Origin of the sequence: Rhodohalobacter sp. 614A, from assembly GCF_021462415.1 — a bacterium.
In the GTDB taxonomy this organism is placed as follows: Bacteria; Bacteroidota; Rhodothermia; order Balneolales; family Balneolaceae; genus Rhodohalobacter.
Window position 1 is genome coordinate 636,828 of sequence record NZ_JAKEDS010000003.1, and the last position, 25,254, is coordinate 662,081.

At 42.5% G+C, this 25,254-nt stretch carries 13 protein-coding genes; all 13 read right to left on the reverse strand.

Annotated features, from left to right (window positions below):
• Positions 1-14: 14 nt before the first annotated feature.
• Positions 15-3,437 (reverse strand): SusC/RagA family TonB-linked outer membrane protein, encoded by a 3,423-nt coding sequence (locus L0B18_RS16600; RefSeq protein WP_234572927.1) that lies wholly within the window; start codon positions 3,435-3,437, stop codon positions 15-17.
• 33 nt (positions 3,438-3,470) lie between these two features.
• On the reverse strand, positions 3,471-4,574 hold the full coding sequence (locus tag L0B18_RS16605) for a FecR family protein (RefSeq protein ID WP_234572928.1): 1,104 nt from the start codon (positions 4,572-4,574) through the stop codon (positions 3,471-3,473).
• A 129-nt stretch (positions 4,575-4,703) separates the two neighbouring features.
• Positions 4,704-5,309 carry an RNA polymerase sigma factor gene (locus L0B18_RS16610; protein WP_234572929.1) on the reverse strand — a complete coding sequence of 202 codons (606 nt, stop codon included), beginning with the start codon at positions 5,307-5,309 and terminating at the stop codon, positions 4,704-4,706.
• Positions 5,310-5,638: 329 nt separating this feature from the next.
• Positions 5,639-7,366 carry a carbon starvation CstA family protein gene (locus tag L0B18_RS16615; RefSeq protein WP_234572930.1) on the reverse strand — a complete coding sequence of 576 codons (1,728 nt, stop codon included), beginning with the start codon at positions 7,364-7,366 and terminating at the stop codon, positions 5,639-5,641.
• Between the two features lie 36 nt (positions 7,367-7,402).
• Entirely contained in the window at positions 7,403-9,130 is a 1,728-nt protein-coding gene (locus tag L0B18_RS16620; RefSeq protein WP_234572931.1) for an FAD-dependent oxidoreductase, read from the reverse strand.
• 352 nt (positions 9,131-9,482) lie between these two features.
• On the reverse strand, positions 9,483-11,165 hold the full coding sequence (locus L0B18_RS16625; RefSeq protein WP_234572932.1) for an FAD-dependent oxidoreductase: 1,683 nt from the start codon (positions 11,163-11,165) through the stop codon (positions 9,483-9,485).
• A gap of 26 nt (positions 11,166-11,191) precedes the next feature.
• Positions 11,192-12,880 carry an FAD-dependent oxidoreductase gene (locus L0B18_RS16630; RefSeq protein WP_234572933.1) on the reverse strand — a complete coding sequence of 563 codons (1,689 nt, stop codon included), beginning with the start codon at positions 12,878-12,880 and terminating at the stop codon, positions 11,192-11,194.
• 103 nt (positions 12,881-12,983) lie between these two features.
• Entirely contained in the window at positions 12,984-14,588 is a 1,605-nt protein-coding gene (locus L0B18_RS16635; protein ID WP_234572934.1) for a RagB/SusD family nutrient uptake outer membrane protein, read from the reverse strand.
• A 48-nt stretch (positions 14,589-14,636) separates the two neighbouring features.
• The gene (locus tag L0B18_RS16640; RefSeq protein WP_234572935.1) at positions 14,637-17,993 is read right to left on the reverse strand and encodes a SusC/RagA family TonB-linked outer membrane protein; all 3,357 of its coding nucleotides are present in this window, start codon (positions 17,991-17,993) and stop codon (positions 14,637-14,639) included.
• Positions 17,994-18,023: 30 nt separating this feature from the next.
• Positions 18,024-19,124, reverse strand: coding sequence for a FecR family protein (locus tag L0B18_RS16645; protein ID WP_234572936.1), 1,101 nt, complete (start codon positions 19,122-19,124; stop codon positions 18,024-18,026).
• Positions 19,125-19,321: 197 nt separating this feature from the next.
• Positions 19,322-19,918, reverse strand: a complete 597-nt coding sequence (locus L0B18_RS16650) for an RNA polymerase sigma factor (RefSeq protein WP_234572937.1) — start codon at positions 19,916-19,918, stop codon at positions 19,322-19,324.
• 196 nt (positions 19,919-20,114) lie between these two features.
• Positions 20,115-21,689, reverse strand: coding sequence for a RagB/SusD family nutrient uptake outer membrane protein (locus L0B18_RS16655; protein ID WP_234572938.1), 1,575 nt, complete (start codon positions 21,687-21,689; stop codon positions 20,115-20,117).
• Positions 21,690-21,714: 25 nt separating this feature from the next.
• Positions 21,715-25,134 (reverse strand): TonB-dependent receptor, encoded by a 3,420-nt coding sequence (locus L0B18_RS16660; protein ID WP_234572939.1) that lies wholly within the window; start codon positions 25,132-25,134, stop codon positions 21,715-21,717.
• Positions 25,135-25,254: the final 120 nt, after the last annotated feature.

Here is a 25,254-nt window from a genome sequence, read left to right on the forward strand (position 1 = left end):
CATTAAAGTTTTTTTTAAAATCTGAGGTCGACACCGATTGTATATTGCCGAACCTGAGGATAATAAGTAGCTCGTGAGGTCGGAGTTTCGGGATCAAGTCCCCAATCTCGTTTCAACTCAGAAAACACCGTGAGAAGATTTGTTGCGCCTATATACACTCTTGCATTATTCAGGGAAAATTTCTCGGTAATTCCTATTGGGATATTATATGACAGTACAAGATTTTTTAATCGTAAGTACTTCCCGTCTATCATTCTTAGCTCACTGGTTTCATCATTTCGTCGATCATATTTTATCGGACGGGGCCACCTGGCATCCGGATTTTCAGGAGTCCAGTAATCTTCATACATGGCATGTGTAAAGGTTTCAAATGTTACTATTTGTTGTAAGCCTCCGGTTAATCGGATTTTGTGCCCCGCAGCTCCCTGCCACTGTGAAAAAAGCTCAAAATTTTTGTACATCAGGTTAATGGTCATACCGTAATCGTATCTTGGGAAGCTCTGCCCAAGATATGACCAATCTTCCGGGCTAATCTCTCCATCGCCATTTAAATCCACGTACTTGATATCTCCGGGAGCCGTATTATTGTTCAGAGTGGGATAATTATCCACTTCTTCTTGTGTACGAAACAGGCCATCGGTGAGATATCCCCAATGGGAGTTAATCGGTAACCCTTCTTTCACGATTGTAGTGGGATTATTTAAGTCGGATCCGTTGTTAATGAAAGGGCCTGCACCAGCAAGATCTTTTACCTTATTTCGGTTATCACTAAAATTGGCATTAATGCTGTAGCTGAGCTCATCTCCTCCGCGATAGGTTAGCGATACTTCGTACCCTTTATTTTCCACCACCCCGGCATTTTGTGCAGCCGGATCCAACCCAACGACTCCAGGAATAGGCAGATTCAGCAAAATATCGTCCGTTACCTTATCGTAGTAATCGAAGGATAACATGAGTTTGTTTTGCATGATCCCCATATCAATACCGATATCTGTTTGTTTGGTTTTCTCCCACGTAAGATCCTGATTTGCCAGCCTGGATTGGGCCAGAGCAATGACCGCTTCATCATTGAAAGAGTAATCCACATTCGCGAGGGTTTCATAAAATGAATACAAACCTATAGCCTGGTTTCCTGTTTGTCCCCAGGATGCTCTCAGTTTAAATTCATTTACAAATGTTCCCACAGCTCCAAGGCCATCCCAAAACTTCTCTTCGGATAGCACCCAACCGAGTGAAAAAGAAGGGAAAAAGCCATACCTGTTGGACTTGTTAAATCGGGAAGAGCCGTCGTACCGGGCATTAACTTCTGCAAGATATCTATTATCAAAATTGTAGTTGATCCTGGAGAAAAAGGAGCGAAGTGCATATTCAGAATCAAAGCCTGTGGCATTCCGATTATCGTTGGAACCCTGTCCTAATGCTTGAACATCGTTATTGTAGAAATTTTCTCTATAACCGGTGATTTCTTGATTCTGATGGTCAATGGTAGAATATCCCAACAAACCAGTAACCCCATGTTTGTTAAAATCCTGCTTGTAGGTAAGCAAGCTATTTAGCGTATATTCTACATTATCAATTCTTACTTCATTCAGGGAATTGATTTGGCGTTGCATAACCCGGCCTGTAATAGGATCCTGGTTATAATAACGATCTAAAAATTGCTTATTTCTGACATCCACATAACGCATTGCATACTGCGTGGAGAATGTAAGGCTGGGTAAAATGTCGAATTCTCCTTTGATGCTACCCACAAAATTCATGTTCGTGGTGCGGTTTTTGCCAGAAAGATTGGCATCTACCAAAGGATTATCCCCTTGTCCGGCTACCCCATATTCTCCTGTGGAATGTTGAGGCCATGCAAATTTGCTTCTATGGAGCATGGCATCGAAAACAGCCGTTTCACCATCTCCGGGTTCCGTATATTTTCTTTGTCTGAAGTTAACATCGCCACTTATTCTTATCCGTGAAGACAACTTCGCATCCGTATTAATCCTGATCTCATTGAGGTTGTGGCTAAAATTAGATACTAATCCTTCCACATCCTGGTAGCGGATGCTCGCCAAAGCTCTTATCGATTCACTTCCTCCGCTTACAGAAATGGAGTGGTTTTGTTGTGGCGCCGCTTTTAAAATTCCAAGTTCATCTCTTCGAAACCAAGGAAACGGTAACGGATATTCCGGGCTTGGAGCATTGCTTACATAATTTTGAATGTATTCGTCAGTGTATCGTGCATTTTGACCAGAATTTAAATAGGCCGCATTTTCCATCCTGAAATACTCTTCCAACCCCACATGTTCAGGGCGATTTATTGCATCTTGAATAGCATAATATCCATTGTAACTAACATTTAATTTTTCAGCCTTTCCCCGTTTTGTTGTAATAAGTATTACTCCATTGGCCCCGCGGGAACCGTAAATAGCGGTTGATGAAGCATCCTTAAGCACCGAGATGTTTTCAATATCCTGAGGGTTGATATTATTAATTCCCTGTTCAATCCCGTCCACAATAATAAGCGGACTACTACTTTCTCCCAATGTTGTAATCCCCCGAACTCGGATATGGATATCATTTGATCCGGGTGCCCCGCCCTGATCCAGCACAGTTACTCCCGGCGCAAATCCCTGCAAGCTTTGACGAGCATCGGATATGGGGCGTCTGGCAAATTCCTCACCTTCAATCTGGGCAACTGAATTTGTCTGGCTAATTCTCTCCTGTACTCCATATCCTACCACAACAATATCTTCCAGCATTTGCACGTCTTGGTTCAACTCAATATTAATTTCCGTGCGTCCGTCAATGGGTACTTCTAACCTTTGATATCCCACATAACTAAAAACGAGTATCGTTACATCATCAGGAACTTCAAGTTCATATTGACCATCCATATCTGTGGTAGTCCCAATAGGCGCACTTCCGGCTTCTCCTGCATCCTTAGCAACCACATTTACACCGGGAAGCGCTTCTTTAGTTTGAGAATCAATGACTGTTCCGCTGATAGCCTGTTCTAGTTGATTAGAAGATTTATTTTCTTCTCCCCTCTCAAAAAAGAAAAGTTGCCCTGCCTCTGATATTCCAAATCGAAGAGAGGTTCCTTCCAATACACTCCAAAGAGCGTCTTCTACAGTAGCCTTTCCCGGCTCAACGAATATTTCCTTAGACATGGGAATCAACTCTTCACTGTAGGATAGCTTTAGATTGGCTTGTTCGGCGATGTTCTCCAAAACCTCTCTCAGCATTTTTTCGCCGCCATCCAGATAGATAACCTTTTTTAGTTTTTTTGAAGAATCAATTCCATCCTGTGATATCCCGGCTTGCTGGGTGGCTAAATCCACTAACAACTGCTGGCTATGTGCTCCATTTGCAGATATACAAACCATAAATAATAATAACCACATGGTCTTTATCACCTGGTTAGATAACTGTATCTGTTTTTCCATCGATATGCTCCTTTTTGTTTTTATGATAGACTTCTATGTATCCTTTATTACTTTTTCACCCGACAGTTCTTCGTCCTGAAAAACAATGGTCCGTCCATTGCGCTCAAAAGACACTTTCATGGATATGGCCATGACCTGAAGCAGTTCACTCATCGCCATATTATCATATGTTGCGGTTAGTGTTCTTTTCCTTAACCCGGCCAGCGGTCCCTCTACTTTACATTCAACATCAAACCAGAGCTCCAAACGATTTAATACTTCCGGAAAGGGTGTACGGCGAAAGACAAGTTTTCCTTCGGTCCATCCCACATATTGATCCATATCCTCAATATCCGAGACCGTTAGCCCCCCGATTTCGCTAAGAATCCCTAATTTGTTAGGCGTGATTTCTACAATTTCCCTTTGCATATTCCCATCGGCCATTTTACCGATAGAAACCAATCCTTCTTTTACAGCCACCTCTACGCCGACAGAATCATAGGCAGTTATATTAAACTGGGTACCCAAATCTTTTGTATACACCTCATTGGAAATCACCACAAAAGGGTTTTCTTCGTCGTGGGTTACTTCAAAAAAAGCTTCCCCTTCCAGAAAGAGCGTGCGGTTTCCAGTCCCGTAATTTTGAGGAATCCTTAGCGTACTGCTTGCATTCAAAACAACTTTTGAGCCATCGCTAAGTTTTAAGTTCGAACGCTGTCCTTTTACCGTACTTATTTCCTGGTAGCTAATGACAGATTCCAGATGAGAATTATTCAACAGATTGTGCTGCCTGACAACAAAAACCATTGCCGCAATTAATAACATGGCCGCCACCAGAGAATACGACCAAAAAGCCCGGCCACGTTTCTTTTTTTGTTTGACAAGCTGAATTCTTTTGGCGGAATTGCCTGACATGTTCTCATAACCTGAGACATCCGCATTTCCGATTTCGGCATTCATTTTGCCTTTTTTGAAATCATTCCAGGCAGACCGGTCATCCAAATCAAAAGAAACCTCTTCCCTTTCACTCCATCCCTCTATAAAAGAGGTAAAAAAATCTTCGTTCGCAGGATCTTTCTGCAACCATTCTCCCAGCTTGCGAAGCTCGTGCTCATCACACTTCCCCTGCACGTATTTATAAAGTAATTCCCAGTTCATAAAATGTTTTACGTCTTCATTCGGTGGGAATACGAGCGAATTTCCTTTTACCCTTACATGGTTTTGAAAAAAATCAGGAGAAGAGGAAAATCACCTAAGTAACGAAAGCTTTCTATCCGTGAGGATGTTTTATAAAAATGGGAAGAGTCCTAAAATTACCCCTATACATAAGATGGATACATATTTCGATAAGTGCTCTCTTAATTTTTGAAAAACCCTTCTCATGTGCGTCTCTACTGTTTTAACAGATATGTCTAAATATTCTGAGATTTCCAGATAGGTAAGACCTTCATTTCGGTTCAATTCAAAAATTTGCCGGCCCTTCGGTGGTAATTCTTCAACGGCCTTCTGAAGAGACTGATGAAAAATCCGGGAATCGTACTTTCCCTCCTCTTGAATACTTAGTTGCAGATCTTCCTCTATCTTCTGTTTGGCTTCTATGATATACTGATCCACAATTTTTTGATGCTTGATATGATCTAACGCTTTGTTTCGGGCCATTTCATAAAGCAAGCCGCGCAAATGGCCCGAAGAATTTAAATTTTCCCTGTCATTCCAAACATCTGTAAAGACCTCTTGCACAATTCCTTCAGCCAGAACTCTGCTACGAACAAATTTCCAAATGTAGCGGCAAAGTGGTTCATGATATTTTAGAAATACAATCTCAAAGGCATATTCATCGCCTTCCTGTATTTTTTCAATCAGTAAACTTTCACTATTACTGGTACGACTCATACTTCACTTTTATCCCATCTATTTCAACTCGCAGGATATTTTAATTGACTCAACAAAGCCTTTCACCCCATAACATGTATACAAATCAACATCCTAAATACAGATAAGAGCAAGGGTAATCAGCTCACTTTTTAAAATGGCTTAAGTTAGGTTACGATTGAAATTTCTGCTACCCTTACATGTATTTTTAGATAGAACAGATTTTCTTTTGGAATGGCGGAAAAATGAAAATAAAAACCCTGAACAATCAAATTATTCAGGGTTGGACATTGCGTTAAATATAAGTCGCTACGTTATGATATCAGAGCAAAAACATTCATAACATCATTCTATTTTGTGAGCTTACTTTTTCTGAGTAGGGCAAAAGCCTCAAGTAATATCCAGATTGTAAAACCAAGAATAATACTCCCCATTAAAAAAAGCAGTGGATCCATAGTGTTTTCTCCATATCCCGACCACTCAAAAAGAACTTGCTGAATCATTGCCCAAAGTGTCATACTCAATAAAAAAACCATCGGCACAAATGTATAAATAATCGGACGACCTTTTCTCTTCAGCCAAATTGTAATCAACAGGAAACTAATACCTGCCAGTAATTGATTGGATGTTCCAAAAAGTGGCCACAAAAGATATCCGCCTGAGCCAATTCCTTTCGGACCTTCCGGAAGCAGAACCAGTGCCGCACTTGATACAACCGAAACAGATGTTGCTACATGAATATTTGTCAACGGTTTGATTTCATAGACCTCTCCCAGCTCGGATATGATATATCGCATAAGCCGTACAGATGAATCCAGGGTGGTTGCTGCAAAACTAACTACAATAACGGCAATAATCGTACGAGCTACTTCTGCCGGAATCCATAATCCCGTAGCTAATTGACCGGCCCCCTGAATAAATGCATTTAATCCATGTTCGCCTGCGGCCGCAAATGATGAATATGTGGACGCGAAAGCTTCACTACCTGAGAAAAATGTGCCCACCGCTAAAATTGTAATAATGGCGAGAGCTCCTTCTCCCACCGCCCCTAAGTATCCAACAAATCTTGTATCCGTCTCTTTGTCAATTTGTTTTGAGGTCGTTCCTGAGGCCACCAATCCATGAAAGCCGGAAACTGCCCCGCAAGCAATTGTAATAAATAACAAAGGAAACCAGCTTACATCAGAAGCGGCTTGGTTTTTCATAGGAGCTGTAACATCGGGAGCCATAATAGCCAGTCCTGCATACAAAACGATAAGCCCCAAAATCAGCTGTTGAGCGTTGATAAAATCTCTTGGTTGTAACAGTTTCCAAACTGGCAAAACTGACGCAATATAAACGTAGACCATCAGTATGATAATCCAAACTAAAAAGGCCATAGACAGTCCACTGAGTCCCATAAATCCAGTTTGATTTTCCCCACCAAACATCTGAACCAAATCTATTTGTAAAGCCGGAATATATGAGGCGAGAACAGCCGTACCATACATCACAAACAGTACAAATATGCTGGGAATCAATATATTTCCCTGGCGTTTATATGTATAATATCCAATCCATACAGCCAGTGGAATTTGGATAAAAACGGAAAGTACACTTGCCGGAAAGGATATAAACAGGTTGGAAATTACCCAGGCAAAAACCGCGTTAATCATCAGTACCAGAATCAGAATAATAAAAAGAAATAGTATTCTGGCCCGTTTACCGATCAGCTGATCTGCCAAAGTTCCAATCGACCGACCTTTATGCCGAACGGAAAGAACCATGGTTCCAAAATCATGTACACCAGCGGCGAATATTGTGCCCAATGCTACCCATAAAATCGCTGGCAGCCATCCCCAATAAATGGCGATGGCGGGTCCTACAATGGGAGCGGCACCTGCAACTGACGTAAAATGGTGTCCCAAAACAATCCACTTATTGGTTGGAACGTAATCCCTGCCGTCTTCAAGTTCATGCGCCGGGGTCTGAAAATCAGGATCGAGTTTATAAATCCGTTTAGCAATAAAGGAGGAATAAAACCGATAGCTGACATAAAATGATGCTAACGCTATTGTAGCAAGCCAAAGACTATTCATGATCTAAATTATATAGTTTTTTTCATGAAGCAATTTTTATTTCTGATTCCACTCGAGCCGCTGATTCAATTCCCTCAACCGGTTCAGATAACGTTCCATATCGATATCCTGCACCCCCACGCCTTCCTCCATCGCCTGCGCCGCCGCCACTCCCGCCGACTCCCCGGCTATCATAAACGTCGGCTCCATTCTTGCCGAGGCATACCCCAGGTGAGACGCCGAAAACAACACCGGCACCAACAGGTTCGTCACCTCATGGCGCTGCGGGGTAATCGAACGGTACGGAATCGGGTACGGAACATTGGTCGGCCCCCTTGAACCGCCTACAAACATATTCCCTTCAATGGCCACATACGTGGTATCATTACGCGTAAACCAAATCCGGCGGGATGGATACGTGTCAATTCCATACTGGGCCAGGCCAATCGGATCCTCAATCTGCGTACGGTTATATACATCATGGGCCGTTATCGTATACTCTCCCACCATCCGGCGGCTCACCCGAATGTAGAGCTGGTGCGGCCACCCGTTGGTATCCGGATGATGGTAGCCGTCCAGGCCCAGACTTTCCGTCTGCTCCCGGAAAAACGCCGGTACCCGCTCGTCGGTACTCAGAAAATGATGCAACCCCCGAAGATAATCCTGATGAGCTTTCCACACCCGGGCCTTGGTCCCGTAGTCCCCCCCCGCATACACATGGCTGATCCCCAGCGGAGCCATCGTTATCAAGGACGCTCGTTGATAATTGTAAACTCCTGAATTAATCCACCCCGGAAAAATCATGCTCAGCTGTTGCTCCAGTTCTTCCCGATCCTCGGCCGTTTCCTTGATGTATTCCACATACCGGCCCACCAACTCATAATCCATCGGATCATAATCCTCCGGGGGCGTAATGGGAACCCGGCGATCCGGGTCCGAAGTCACATAAAACCGGTAGTTATATGCCTGGGTGTAGTGATCCCCAGCTCCCTGCTCTTTGCCATGATCATCCTCCACCATCGCCAGCAGTCCGCTTTGCGGATCCCCCGGTTCCACAAAAGGACTGATCGGGGTGAGGTTTCCCAACGGACGAACACCGGCAAACTCTTCTCCATAATCCATCTTCGATTCCCGGCCCACACGGTTGGATACCCCCGAGCGGGCCATCAGTTCTCCTTCGTAACTGGCATCAATAAATATCTCCGCCTCCACCCGCAGATGGTCATCGGTCTGGGCTTCTGCCGGAGGCAGCCCGTTGGAATCAAACGGAGCCAGGTCAAACACAGCCTCCACTATTCGGGTTTTCTTCTTGAGGGTATGGCTGACCCGGTGATCATAAATCACACGAATCCCATACTCCTCCAATAAATCCAGAAAATCAGATCGTATCTCACGGGGACTTTGTTTTTCCATGAGACCTCTGTATTGACCATGTGGATTGTGAGCAAGACCTTCCATTTCATGCTGTTCTAATGAATCTGCTCCCAAAACTTTTAATATATCTCGAGTAGTACCACCCACTGCTTCATAATTAGGCATATCCTGTAGAGGTTTGAGACCGGCACCAAGAATACCGCCTACCCATTTGCTCGGTTCTACAATCAAAACAGATTTCCCCTCCCTTTTGACTGAAATTGCCGTCATGATACCCGAGGGCGTAGCTCCATATACTAATACTTCCGTTTTAACTTTATCATCCACTTTTTTTGCATTACTATCTACACTAGTAGCGGCTTCTATAGTTATAGAGATTATTAGTATTAAAATTATTGATAACCATTTCATATTCATGTTTTTTAAGCTCAAATATTCTTGTTCTAATTTTAGATTTTCGAAGTTCGTCTCGCCCAGACCGTTTGCCTAATTCAACAAGAAGTTCTCGGGACATGCCACCGATGGCTTTACAGTTAGGCATATTCTGAAGAGGCCTAAGTCCGGCACCAACAATGCTTCCCTTTTTGCATATATTGCTGAAAGTATTCCTGAACCAGTTGCGTCATATATCAGTACATCAACCTGTTCAACATTCCTGTTTTGTTGTAATTTGGCTCTGAGTATCCAGCCGTATGAAATAAACATGCTATTGACTGTAATGGTATAAATGATAACTGAGCCGATCTTATCATTCTCTTTTTTTTTAATCTTTCCAAAGCTGGTTTACCGGATATTTTGAATACTCTTCAGGGTGCGTTTCCCAACGAGGAGGGCGTTGTCTCACTGGATCAGATAAATAATTATACCGCCACATTCGATAGCCTTTCCCATCCCATTCTAATATTTGATCGTATTTCTTTAGTAAACTTGTAAATTCCCTGGGATCAATATCTTGTACAGGTTGATTATTTTTTAAAGCCAAAGAAGCTGCTATTCCTGCTGATTCTCCCATAACCATGTAGGTTGCTTCCATTCTGATTGAAGAGTATGCAATATGGCTTGCAGACATGCATAGGGGTACTAAAAGATTTGTCGCTTCCTCTTTTTCCGGAGTTATTGCTCCATAGGGGATCTGATAGGGGCCAGGATTTGCTAAAATCCATAATTGTCCTTCATATGCAATTGTCCCATCCTCAAGAACTACTAACTGATTGGGGTATACGTCAATCTTGTAGTAACCCATTCCAATAATTGGACTGGGAGGATCAGTCTGGAGTTGGATATCTTGTTGAGTCATTACATACTCTCCAATCATTCTTCTTCCTTGACGTATATAAAGATGTGGCCAGCCATTCGTAGATTCATTTTGGTTAGACAATAAACGGACCTCTTTTCCTGTAAAATCATTTAAAGTTCTTACATGATCGACATGCGTCTGCCAAATTTCGGATCTCGTTTCCCAATCACCATCAGGATAATTAACCTGGCTACCAGGAATAGAACCCGTCATTAATTGAGGTCGATTAAAGTTTTCTTCGGGCCACGTAAGTTCATAACCAGCATCTACATATCTTCTCAGCAATTCATATATGTCTTCATTTTTAGTTGCAGGTAAGCCAATCGGAAATCCAGGATATTCTGTAGTTGGGTTATCCTCCCAAGCAAGTTTAAAATTGTATAACATGAAGTATTCGCTGGCCTCTCCCTCCTCTTTTTTAAGATGTGTTAGAGGGTATAATAATCCACTTTCGGGATTGCCCTTCTCTTTATATGGATCTACTCCGGGAAACTTTTCATCAATTAAAACTCCGGCTAATGATTCCTCATATTTTTCATTTGATTCTTTCCCAACTCTATAAGAAACACCAGAATAAGCCATCAAATCTCCCTCATAACTCGCATCTATAAAGACTTCTGCTATCACTTTCGTTAAATTATCTGAGGCTCTTTCTGGTATTGGAACACCATTTTTATCAGGAGGTGCATATTCGAAAATAGCTTCTTTAATCATTCCATTTTCCTTTTTTACAGAGGTGAGCCTATAATTCTTTATTACTCTGATTAAATCCTCATATTCATTTAACATCTCTTGAAATGTTGACACATTAAATTTGCCAGCCCCTTGTTTATGCCTCAAATTTACCTGGGTAGTATCTTTTCGATAGAATTCACCCGTAAGCCCTCCAAGATGATCAGCATATGGAACATCCTGTGCCATTCTAAAACCAGTTCCCATTAATCCACCAATTTTATTGAAGGGCTCCACTATTATCACTGAATACCCTTCTCGAGCTGTTGCAACTGCTGCGTTTATTCCTGCTGCAGTTGCCCCGTAAACCAAGAGGTCTGATTTCATTTCATGTTTTATAACACCATCTGAACCTTGCCCATGAGATATGTAAGTCACTATAGTCAATATGCATATTGTCAGAATACACTTTTTCATTACTTCTCTGTTTGATTGATATTACTTTATTTCTGATTCCACTCGAGCCGCTGATTCAATTCCCTCAACCGGTTCAGATAACGTTCCATGTCTATATCCTGCACCCCCACTCCTTCCTCCATCGCCTGCGCCGCCGCCACTCCCGCCGACTCCCCGGCTATCATAAACGTCGGCTCCATTCTTGCCGAGGCATACCCCAGGTGAGACGCCGAAAACAACACCGGCACCAACAGGTTCGTCACCTCATGGCGCTGCGGGGTAATCGAACGGTACGGAATCGGGTACGGAACATTGGTCGGCCCCCTTGAACCGCCTACAAACATATTCCCTTCAATGGCCACATACGTGGTATCATTACGCGTAAACCAAATCCGGCGGGATGGATACGTGTCAATTCCATACTGGGCCAGGCCAATCGGATCCTCAATCTGCGTACGGTTATATACATCATGGGCCGTTATCGTATACTCTCCCACCATCCGGCGGCTCACCCGAATGTAGAGCTGGTGCGGCCACCCGTTGGTATCCGGATGATGGTAGCCGTCCAGGCCCAGACTTTCCGTCTGCTCCCGGAAAAACGCCGGTACCCGCTCGTCGGTACTCAGAAAATGATGCAACCCCCGAAGATAATCCTGATGAGCTTTCCACACCCGGGCCTTGGTCCCGTAGTCCCCCCCCGCATACACATGGCTGATCCCCAGCGGAGCCATCGTTATCAAGGACGCTCGTTGATAATTGTAAACTCCTGAATTAATCCACCCCGGAAAAATCATGCTCAGCTGTTGCTCCAGTTCTTCCCGATCCTCGGCCGTTTCCTTGATGTATTCCACATACCGGCCCACCAACTCATAATCCATCGGATCATAATCCTCCGGGGGCGTAATGGGAACCCGGCGATCCGGGTCCGAAGTCACATAAAACCGGTAGTTATATGCCTGGGTGTAGTGATCCCCAGCTCCCTGCTCTTTGCCATGATCATCCTCCACCATCGCCAGCAGTCCGCTTTGCGGATCCCCCGGTTCCACAAAAGGACTGATCGGGGTGAGGTTTCCCAACGGACGAACACCGGCAAACTCTTCTCCATAATCCATCTTCGATTCCCGGCCCACACGGTTGGATACCCCCGAGCGGGCCATCAGTTCTCCTTCGTAACTGGCATCAATAAATATCTCCGCCTCCACCCGCAGATGGTCATCGGTCTGGGCTTCTGCCGGAGGCAGCCCGTTGGAATCAAACGGAGCCAGGTCAAACACAGCCTCCACTATTCGGGTTTTCTTCTTGAGGGTATGGCTGACCCGGTGATCATAAATCACACGAATCCCATACTCCTCCAATAAATCCAGAAAATCAGATCGTATCTCACGGGGACTCATCTCCTCTCTAATGATCCGTCTAACTTCTTCCAATTCCATATCTGCACCGTTTTGAATACCTAATTCGAGCATTAATTCTCGAGTTTTTCCACCCACTGCTTCATAATTAGGCATGTCCTGCACCGGCTTTAATCCCGCCCCGAGAATGCCTCCCACCCAGCGGCTCGGTTCAATGATAACCACAGACAAACCCTCCTTTTTTGCCGCATAAGCAGCCATGATACCGGATGGGGTGGCTCCATAAATGCAAACATCAACCTCATAATTTTGAGGTTTATCATCCGCACAAGAATTTAGAAGAGATAGAATAAGGAGGTAAGAAATCAGATGTAGTAACTTCATTTGAAACAATACTTAGGGAAAAATTCACCTGAAAATCTGGCAAAGATAACTTTAGCCAAATTTCCAGGTAGTGATGGCGCTGTGTATGGGAATTGGTTAAAGCTTAATATCCAGGGTTTTGCTCAAGATTGGGATTTATATCAATCTCACTTTGAGGTATGGGCCACTTCTCGTTAACCCCTTCAATAAAAGCCTTACTCCTATAAAAGAATAATCCTTCATTATTGATTTCAAATTCATTGTAGAATCCAGTCGAAATGATATCAGGATCTATAGTCAATTGAATGCCATAAAACTTGCCTGTCAATGTTTCGGCAGCTATACCCCACCTCAATAAATCGAAGAATCGTAGCCCCTCAAAAGCTAATTCTACTCTTCGTTCCTTTCTTACAATTTCTCTTAACTCATCAACACTGGTGGTTGTAACCGGCGGCATATTCACTGCTTCTCTTGTTCTTATCTTATTGATTGTTTCATCCAACAAGTTCTGTGTGATGGGTTGACCACTCTCTAACATTGACTCCAGATAACTTAGCAACACTTCGGCATACCGAATCAATGGATAATCCCCACCATAATTCGTCGTACTTCCTTCATAATTTTCATCGGCGAATTTTTTTAAAGCAATGCCACTCCAGTCTCTTCTGGGTAGTCGGTCTGGGGCATTAAGTGAATCCGGATGGGCAACATATAGATTCCCTTTAAAAACTGTTCGTTCCGGTATAAAAAATGACATATCCAATCTAGGATCTCTGTTTTCATACCGGTTTTGCGGGTCATACAATGGCGATTCATAAATGCCTTCGCCATCAATCATTTCAAAATCCTTCAACAGATTTGCAAAAACATTTGTCTGATGATAACCTCCGTATTGAAATGGCCAGATTGTTCTTTGGATTGAAGTATTAGCGCCATTCTGTTTCGCCTTGATTGATAGTATAATCTCGTTACTCGTTTCTCCTTCTTCAATAAATAATGCCTTCCATCGGGGATCAATAGTATGAACTCCCATATCAATAACCTGTCTATAAGTGGCAGCAGCGTCTGACCAGTTTTCCTCAGCCAGTAAAAGCCTTCCCTTGAGTGCTAAGGCAGCAGATTTTATTATTCTCCCGTGTTCACTTGCAGGTCTTGTTTCAGGAAGATTATTCGAGGCTTCGGTCAACTCATTTAAAACAAAACTCACCACATTTTCTTTCGAATCACGTGATACGCTATTCGCTTCATTTAAAGTAAGCACTTCCGTTACTAATGGAACCCCGCCCCATAACTGAGAAAGCCAAAAATACTCATATGCTCTTAAGAATTTGACTTCAGCTATCATTTCATTTTTAATGTCTTCATTCATTTCGACTGATTGAATATTTATTAAAAAATTATTCGCCTTGGCAATTCTCTCGTACGATCCCTCCCAAAGATTCTCAACATCAGGATTGGAAGCGTTCAGTGTTCCATCAGTAAAAGTATTAGACCAATCATCCTTTTCATTGCCATTATCAGTAATGCCTTCAAGTAATCTGAGATAGGTGTTATACTTCCAGAATGAATTCCTTGAATCATTATCCTGGGATGATCCTACACTATACACTCCGGCTAATGCGAGTCGTGCATCAGATTCAGTTTGAAAAAATGTTGTTTCTGAGAGCTGATCAGGTGGTGCCACATCCAGAATTGAATCACAGGATGTGAATACAATTATACTACTCACTAAAAGTATCTTTGAAAGTTGATTGAAAAAGTTCATATATAAATGCATTTAAATTTTAATATTAACACCAAAATTCAACGATTTGGTAAGCGGATAGAAACCATTCATTTCTGGTTCCCAACCCGGGAAAAAGCTATCAAAAGTGAATAGATTGTTCCCGTTGAAATAGATACGCGCTTCTCTTATTCCAATGATATCTGTTACATCTACAGGTAATGTATATCCAACTGTTATATCTCTTATTCTGAGAAAAGAAGCGTCTCGAAGCCAATAGGTTGATACCAATGCATTTCTGTCTCCCTCACTGACATTTTCAAGTAATGGATATTTAGCATCACGAGATGGATTGTCTGGCTGGAATCTATTCTCTATTTGCCATTTTTGGGGTGTTGTTCCGAGGTAAAATGCTCTAAATGCTTCGCCATTGTTATGAACAGCATTTACACCAGCAACTCCATGTAGTTGGATGTTGAAGTCGAACGACTTATATCCACCACTAACTGTTGCCCCAAAATTATATTTGGGGAATCTATTTCCAATTATTTTTCTGTCCCCTTCAAAGGTTACCATTCCATCCCCGTTTAAATCTTTTAAACGAATATCACCTGGTTTAGCTTCGAAAGGCATTTCTGGCCAGCTATTAATATCATTTTCATCTACGAAAAGTCCATCCGCTTCAAAGCCGTATATAGATTGCACTGATTCCCCTACAAATAATCCCTGTTCAATATCTCTCTCTACGTTTGCTAAGGAGGTTACTTCATTATGAACAATTGAAAAATTCGGAGCTATCGAGAAGAAAAAATCACCGAAGTTATCCCGGTATTCAAGACTGAACTCCAATCCATTATTTCTTACGGATCCGGCATTCTGTTCAGCGGGTGTTAAACCCAAAATGGCAGAGGAAGAAATGCCAAATAAAATATCGTCTGTCTCCTTATCAAAATAATCAATGGTTCCTCTAATCCTATTTTCAATCAATTCGAAATCTAGTCCTAAATCAAAGGTAGTTGTGGTTTCCCATCGAATATCCCGGTTTGGCAGTAACTCGGCTGCTGCACCAGGAACAAATGAATCTCCAAATACATAATTGTTTCCAAGACTTAAAGTTAGCTGATATGGATAAAGACCTATTTCTTGATTTCCTATTTGTCCATAAGATGCCCGGACTTTCAGCTCATCAATCCAATTAATAGTAAAGAACCCTTCTTCTGATATTCTCCAACCGATGGATGCAGACGGAAATAACCCATACCTGTTTTCTTCCGGGAAACGAGAGGAACCATCATATCTTAAATTCGATTCGAATAGATATTTTTCATCATACGAATAATTGAGCCTTCCAAAAACTGACTGTAAAGCCCACACTCCTGAGGTACCGGAAGATTGTTGATTTCCTGCATCTCCAGCATTCAATTCTCTTAAATTATTGTTCGGAAAATTATCTCGATATGCCTCAATAAAATCTCTTTCGAATTCTTCCTGAGAATAACCCCCTAAGATTTTAAATGAATGAACATTAATATCCTGGGAGTATTCAAAAGTAGATTGTAACGTTAATAAACTCTCTTCATTTCTGGACTCAATCAATTCTGAAGGCCCGAGTGTTACACTCTCATCCAGTTGAACTTCGCCTTTAAAGTGTTTTGTATCCCAAACCTTGTTTCTATAGGATGCTGTAGCGTTTACTTTGAAGTTCTCAAGTAAATTGTAATTAATCTGAAATGTACCGAGCAGGTATTGCTCTTCCAGATTTCTTTCTGAATCACTTGCTAACCATCCTGGAATTGTAAAATCAGCTAATCGCCCATAAGTGCCGTCAGGTCTTTGTCCGCCAATAGTGGGAGGAACTTTGATAGATGTTTGAATAATGCCTTCAGGATGACTTCGTGCCTGATTTCCCGGACTTGCTAATTGAGAGTGATTTGCTTCGTGCCCGGATAAATTTAAGGCGACATTCAGCTTCTCTGTAATTTGGCTATTTAAATTTAGGCGAGCATTGTACCTCTCATAGTTATTATGAACCATGAGGCCATCTTTATTTAAATAACCAATAGATAAAGAATAGGTATTTATATCATCACCACCAGAAAACCTTAAATCATGATTGGTTTGAATTGGATTTCCTGAATCCATTAAGAGGTTATATTGATTCAAATCAGGATAATTTTCCGGGTCTATTCCACTTCTGAATTTGTCTATTTCTTCCTGAGAATAAGCAGGACTTTGTCCTTGATTTCTTAATGCCTCATTTTGCATTTCTGCATATGTTGCTGCATCAACCAATTCAATGAGTTCCGTGGGTTTTGTCCAGCCGACATAGGCATTATACTCAGCCTGTAATGCTCCAGACCTGCCTTTCTTAGTCTCTACAAGTATTACACCATTTGCCCCTCTTGAACCGTATATGGCTGCGGAAGCAGCATCTTTCAAAATGCTCACACTTTGTATATCACTTGGATTTACATCATTTATGTTAGCGGCTATCCCATCAACCAGAACTAACGGTGAATTCCCAGCACTGCTAAATGTATTCAACCCACGAATATTAATAGTTGCCTGATCCTCCCCTGGATTACCGGAGCTTTGTAAAACGGTTACACCACTAACTTGCCCCGCTAAAGACTGTGAAGACTGAGTAAGCGGCCTATCTTCTATAGTACTGGCACTGATAGAAGAAACAGATCCGGTGAGGTTTTCCACTCTCTGTGATTGCCCGAAGCCAACTACTACCAAGTCTTCCAGCATTTGGACATCTGGAATTAATTCTACATTTATTTCAGACCTTCCATTGATTTCAACCTCTAACCTCTGGTAACCGATATAAGTGAAAATTAAAGTATTAAGGCTATCAGGAATTTGGATTTCATAATTTCCTTCCATGTCAGTACTCGTTCCCATGAGAGAGCCACTTACTTCTTCTCCTCCCTGAACAATGACATTTACCCCCGGAAGCGCCTCACCGCTTTCTGAATCAATAACCTTTCCCCTAATAACCTGTAACGCTGAGTTTATAACTCTTTCATCTGCCTTTCTTAGTTCAAAACTCTCATAAATGCCATATGTTTTGGGGTTAAGGTATTTGAACCTTAGACTGCTTCCTTCCAATAGAAATGATAGCGCTTCCTCAACATTGTTAGATAAAATTCCAGCCTGTCTTGTTTGTAATCCTTCTACAATATTTGAGCGATACAGGAGTCCTACATTATAGTATTGTTCAACCTGCTCCAAGGCATTCTTTAAATTCAAGCCTTCTTCGATGTAAAGCTGACTATCACCTTTTTGAAATGTATAGAGTGAGCCTAAAGTTTGAGCCTGACCTACATACCCAAACAAAAAAATTGCAAGAAAGATAGAGACTCTTCTCCAAGTTTTGTTTGTAACATTTGTCATAATAGCGTTCATATGTTTATTCCTATTTCTCATTTCTAAAAATTATCGCTGATTACCGATATAAACTGTATCTCTGTTCGCTGACCGATAGACCGGAATACCAATCACTTCCGATACAGATCGCATCAGCTCATCCATTGACCGAAAGTAAACCGTACCATTAAGCCGAATATCCATTAAACTTGAATCTCTGACCTGTACGTCCACGTCAAATCGCTGCTCCACGTATTGGGCAAATTCATTTACTCCACTTTCTTCAAGCTCCATAAATCCTGTTGCCCAGGATGTATAAAATGTTGGATTTACATTTTTTCGTGTGATAATATCTGATCGGCTGAACTCAACCATCTCTCCCTTTTGCACCTGAAACTTCATCTCTTCATCCTGTAAGCCAGAACCGCTTTGTTTCAGAGGCGCTACCTCAACAAGACCTTCCTGCAAAACCACGCGTGAATGACCATTCTCTACCGTTACCAAAAATTTCGTGCCAATATCCCGGATAATTCCATCTGGGGTAGTGACTGAAAATGCTGGTTGATCACTTTTTGTGTGGGTATCCGCATCAAACCACGCTTCTCCATCCAAACTCATCTCGATTGTAGAATTGTTTGAAGGACCTAAACGATAGGTTATAGAGGAATAACTGTTTAATATTACCTTCGCTCCATTTGAAAATTGGAGCGTCTTCTGTTCTCCCTGATCTGCAGTAATTGTTCTTGCTTCCGAAAGCTGTTCTAATTGAAGTTGGTCAGTTTCTTTTTCGTAGAAATAATAAGTTCCCAGGCCGGCCATACTTATGATTAAAATGATTGCTACTGCCCGGAATATCCATCTTAAAACATTTTCATTATTCCTTTGAGACTGATCTGTTGCGCCCTTGGCTTTTCCTGTTGTTTTTGAATAGACCCTTTCCCACTGCTGTTCAATATTGGGGAGATCCAACGGTTTAAATTCAAAACCAACTAAATCGGAAGTAGCCCTCTTCGCTTTTAATCGATTTTCATTACTTGATTCAATCCACTCATTCCAGAACTCAACTTCTTCAGCCGATGCAATCCCTCTTACCATCCGCCTGAAAGATGGATTTTCTTTTAATTCCTGAATGGTAAAATGTTCTTCTTTCACGTAATTCTTATCTATCAATTATTAGATTTGTTATAGGAGAGTCTGGGGAAGAGCGAGCGTACTCAAAAAATTTTGAAAAAATTTAACCATCGAGGAAAGCACCGAGGGCGATGTATAATTTCAAACTCTACCTTTGTGAGTGTAATGGCCAAAGACATTGACCTGATAACAAACAATAATCAGAAAAGATTTTTTCTAAGCCCTGAACCCTTAGCTTAGAATGCCAAAAAAGAGATCAGTATTGAAATCACTAAACGCATGACATCGATATCCAGCACACTTCGGAGAGTTTCCATAGCCCGATACATGTGATTTCGAACGGATTGGCGATTGATGGAGAGAATTTCTTCAATCTCACCATAGCTCATGCCATTGTAGTAATGAAGATAGAGAACCTCTTTTTGCTTATTTGAAAGCTGGTTAAGAGCTTGTTGGAGTGTTTCTACTTGTTCCTCTCTTGATTCGTCTTTTATAATCAATTCTTCAACTCCAAAATAAATCTCAAACTCACTTTGAGCATCTTTTTGAACTTGCCTCAAACGAGTTTTTTGCTTTTCAGCTTTAAAAATATTTCTCCTCAACGAAACATACAGATAAACATTCGGAGAAGTAATATGAGCTAATTCGTCCCTTCGCTCCCAGATTGTAATGAAAAGATTCTGAATTGCATCTTCAACCAGCTCGGGATCTCTACACAATTTTAAGCCATATCCATAGAGTCCATGGTAGTAGCCTTTGAATAATCCTTGGAAACTGGAGTGATCTCCAGATACAAATCTTTCCCAAATTTCAGATGGTAGCATTGAACTCATAAAATAAACTCTACATAACTTCTTTTTTATATAAAAAAAATATAGATAACAGGAAAGCATAACGATCTCAAGTCTGTTTTGATGAAATTGTGATCCATTATTGGAGATTATTATCATAAAAAAAGCCCCGCCTTTTTACAGGCGGGGCTGAAAGCTAAGCGCTCGGAAGTAAATAATTAATTAGAGGTTACTGCTCTTAGTAGCCTGGATTTTGAGTAAGGCTTTCGTTTCGCTGCATCTCGTCATCCGGAATTGGATAGAGCAGATCACGTTCGCTGTACGTTTGTCCCCAGTTATTGCTGGCGCCAATTACATCAACAAATGTAACCTCGCCGGGATTACCTGACGAAGTGGTAGGATATTTTCGTGTGCGCTGAATATCGTGCCACGCTTCGAAATCAAGTGCAAGTTCGCGGTACCGCTCTTTCCACACCTCTTCAACAAACTGATTTACGGTAAGGCCGCTAAGGCTGGCAACGATCTCTGCCCGTGGGGTTGTCCAATAGGCCCGGTCGCGAACGTCGGCAAGGTACCCAACCGCTTCTGAAGTAACTCCTTCTGATTGTGCAATTGCTTCTGCGGCAATTAACAATACTTCTGAATACCGGGTTACGTTCAGGTTCTGGGTTCCCCGGGCGGTTTCAAAAATAGCCTGTTCTTCAAACCATATGTAAGGGACGTACTCTCCGAATTCAAACACTTCTCCATCCACTTCGAGGGATGTAAAGTACATCTGGTGATTCTGGATTCTAAGATCCAGATCAGGATCATATATCTGAATGAATTCATCAATCGGACGGTACATATTCAACGTTCTGCTGTATTGAATTCCCGTTGGCCGAACCACTCCCGGAATGGTTATTCTGGGGTATTGGCTATCCGAAATATCCCCATCGTATTCAATTGACCAGATATATTCGGGTTCTTGCTGAGAGGTACGCATCTGGTTATAAGCACTCTGGCCGTTTACATCGCTGCCATGCTCAATTAAACTGTAAACCCCGGACTGAATGACCTGACGAGCCGAACTTGCGGCCTCAGCATAGGCTCCGCTTTGCTGTAATGGATAACCCGCTCTCTGGAGGTGAACTTTTGCAAGAAGAGTTGCAACTGTACCATGAGTTATTCTGCCATTATTTCCACTGCCAAAGGGTACATTCGGAAGCGAAGCATTGTTCATTGTCCAGTTGAGATCTTCAATAATCTGAGTGTAGACCTGATCAGAACTGACCCGTTCTACGTAGATATCATTCAGTCCTTCAAACGGTTCTAAAATTAGAGGTACATCACCAAAGAGTTTTACCAGTGTGAAGTAGTTGAGTGCCCTAAAATAGCGGGCCTCTCCTATTAAACGCTGGCGCTCGTTCTCATCCATTCCGGCGATGTCCTCAATTCTAACCAGCAGAAGATTAGCCCTGTTGATAACACGATACATCTCGTTCCACCAGCCTCCTGCAAAACCACTGAAGTTAACCGGGTCCTGGTCCAGTGCCTGGGCAAGTTGCCCTTCGATTCGTTCACCTTTGGCTTCGTTGTCGAACAAACCCGTCATGAATGCACCAATCATAACATTGCTGCCTCTGAAACCGCCGGAGTCGTAGGAGTTGGCACCGGCACCATCTCTGTAGAAAGCGTTTACGGCGCTTCTTGCATCATCGGGAGAGTCGAAGAATTGGTCGACATCGATTTCTGTTTTCGGATTCTCTGTCAAAAAATCTTCACAAGCCATAAATATAAACAGGCCTGCAAGTATAATGATTAATTTTTTCATTGCTATCTGTTTTTAAGTTGCCTGTTTAAAATTGTAATTGAATACCCAGCGCGAATGTTCGTGGCCTTGGATACTGGTAAAAGAAAATGTTTTGAGCGTGGATATTTCCATCCCACGATGTTGCCTCCGGATCGTATCCTTTGAACTCGCTGGAATGAATCACAAATGCATTTTCAACACTCAAGTCAACTCTCAACTGTGTCAGCCCGAACCGGTCAATAACCGATTGACTAAAATTGTAACCAAGCTGAATCAAGTTGCCTCTGATGTAAGAACCATCAACAATCCAGTGGCTGTCTGCCTGGGTATTCTGGCCCGATAAAGGCTGATGCCTGATCCGCTGGTACATCGTATTCTGGTTGTCGGGAGTCCAGGCATTGTAGAGTTGAGTGGCAAGGCCGTTCGTTAGCGCCTGCCTGTCTTCGGCTGTATGCAGAAATTCCTGCATAATATCGCTGCCAAGCACAAACTGAAGATCAACCAACACATCAAAGTTTTTGATGCTGAAATTATTGATGAAGCTACCCGTAAAATCCGGGAGTCCATTCCCTATAATCTTCCGGTCTTCAGATCGTTTTGCCTCGCCGGGAATCGCTCCAACTTCAGCGGCTTCTTCTGCTTCATCCGTATTCCAGGTTCCAAGCCGTTCAAATCCGTAGAAGTTACCAATCGGCTCTCCTACACGTAAGATGGTTTGACTTCCGGAAACCCAAAACGGACCAGGGAAAATATCTTCATCACCGGCACCAAGCCGTTCTACCCTGTTTTTGTTATAGTTAAAGTTCAGGGTTGTGCTCCAGAAAAAGTCTCTCGACCGGATATTTTGCGAAGTCAGCATTACGTCTACTCCCCTGTTCGAAACCGCACCGATGTTATCCTGAATCACTGTGAAACCTGTGGTGCCGGGTACAGGCCTGTCCAGAAGCAGGTCGGTTGTTAATTTATGATAGAAATCTACCTCAGCAGAAATCGTCTGATTAAAAAGATCGGTTTCCATCCCCACATTAAACTGGTAGGTTTTTTCCCATTCCAGGTCGGGATTTGGCAACCGGGTAGTATAGGCTGTTGATCGTCGCTCTCCGCCAATCAGGGTGGTTCCGGAACCAATGGTTGCCAGAGACCGGAAAACTCCAATTTCGGTATTTCCGGTAACCCCGTAAGACGTTCTCAACCGAAGCAGATCAATAAATTCCACGTCAGACATGAAATTCTCATTGGAAACCAACCAGGAAAAACCTGCTGATGGGAAAAAGCCCCATTTGGAATTGGCACCAAATCTTGATGAACCGTCGAGCCGGCTTGTAAACGTCAATGTATAAGTATCGTCCAGTGAATATGTGATACGATTAAAGTAGGAATTTAAGGTCCATTCGTATGCATTTGAGCTGGGAGAATTGACGTTTGTTGCAGCTCCGAAATTATTGAATCGGAAGAAATCATCAGAAAATCCACGGACTTCCTGGCTGAAATCTTCATATTGCTGCTCTTGCCAACTCGCTCCAAGAAGGGCATTAATTCGCGATCTGCCAAAATCCTGTTCGTACGTCAGATAGTTTTCGCTCTGCCAGTAAAATTCTTCCCTTGTACCATAATTGGCAACTCCATCGGGAGCACCGGCCGCAATCATGTCGCTGGGACGGTAGCGTTTCTCTTCGTATTTCTGATTGTTAATTCCTAACTGAGTTCTGAATTCCAGGTTTGGTGTAATTTGAGCGGCGATATATGTATTCCCAAATATTTGAATTCTTTCCCGCAGCCGATCTTCTTCAAGCAGACGATGAACTGGATTCGCCTGACCTTCCAGGGTAAGAGAGTTGGCATGAGTTTGGTTACTATACTGTCCCGCCCGTGTAGTTCCTTCAGGCCATGTAATTGGAAAAATCGGTGCCATTTCGATCATCGTTCTTCGTACTTCCTGGCCACCGCCACCTTCCTCAACATGATTTTCATCGATTCTGCTGAGGGTAACATTGGTTCCCATACTGAGCCATTCGGTTGGAGTAACGTCATACGTCACTTTCAGGCTTGCTCTGTTCATGTATGAGTTGAGCAGAATCCCTTCACGGTCCGTATAGTTTAATACAGCTCCAATCGACGAATTTTCTGTTCCCCCCTGGATACTAAGGTTATGGTCGTGAGAGAATGCCGTGCGGGTAGCTTCATCCTGCCAGTCTGTATCGAATATAGGATTTCCCTCGCTGTCAAACAGGTCAGGATCCAGCCAGTATTCATGAACCGGAGCTTCATCCACATCAGAATTAAAAAAAGGTACATTCTGAAGCGCAGTTCTCTGTACTTCCATGAATTCCTCGGCATTCATGGCATCCATCTTACCTCTCATCCTGCCAATACTTAAATTTGTATTGTAACCGACAGTTAACTGATCGCCAGATGCTCCCCGCGTAGTGGTAATCAGGATTACACCATTGGCTCCGCGAGCACCGTAAATTGCTGTTGCCGAGGCATCTTTCAGCACCTCAATACTTTCAATATCATTCGGATTCAGAAAATTGATGCCGTCTCCCATAGCCACTCCATCAACAACATATAAAGGATCTGTTGATGCATTGATAGATCCGGTTCCACGAATCACTACGCGGTTACTTCCTGACGGAGAACCCGAATTGGTGAAAATATTAACACCGGCAACCTTTCCTCTTAATCCCTGAAGGGCATTAAAAGAGTTGGGCTTCATTTCATCTGCTGTTACTATCCCAACAGAACCGGTTATTTCTGACTTCCGTTGAACACCATATCCAACCACAACAAGCTCATCTCCCGTAACTGCCTGCTGATTCAGTTCAACATTAAATTCTGACTGACCGTCCATCGGTACTTCAAGTGTTTCATACCCTACATAAGTAAAAACAAGCGTTTCATCCAGCGATTCAACTTCTAATGAGAAGGAACCGTCTACATCAGTTGCAGTACCTGTATTTGTGTTTTTAATAATGACATTCACGCCCGGTAATGGTTCACCGCTCATGGCATCCACAACCGTGCCTGTTACCGTTTCAAACATATATTGATCGGCTTGTGGAGCCGGCTTACGCAGTTTTTCAACGCCAACGGAAATCATTCCGTTAAGCTGGCGAAATGTTAAACCGGTTTGAGATGACATTTCTTTTAATACATCTGCCACGGTTGAATTTTTATGATTCAGACTTAAGCGGTGGCTACTGCTCTCTATAACATCCTTATCATAGAGGAATCGTAGTCCCATCTGTTCTTCAAGAAGTTCAAAAACCGCTGATATCGAGACGTTTTGTACCTGAACTGTTGCAGGTATATCAAAAAAACTATCAATCATCTGATAATTCTCTGATAATAGTGGATTTTGCCGGGCCTGCTGTCCATTTGCTCCGGAAAATAATCCGGAAGACAATACAACCGCGAGGCACATCGTACAAAGAAAAGAGAAGTGCTTACGTGCATTCTTCATCATGACATGTATGTTTTATAGGTTATTTGATTGATCTTATTACTGGTTCGATCACTGCTGTTAAGCATGCGTTGAGGTAAAATCAGAGCGCTCCTCACCAAATAAAAGCGCTTTCAAAAACAC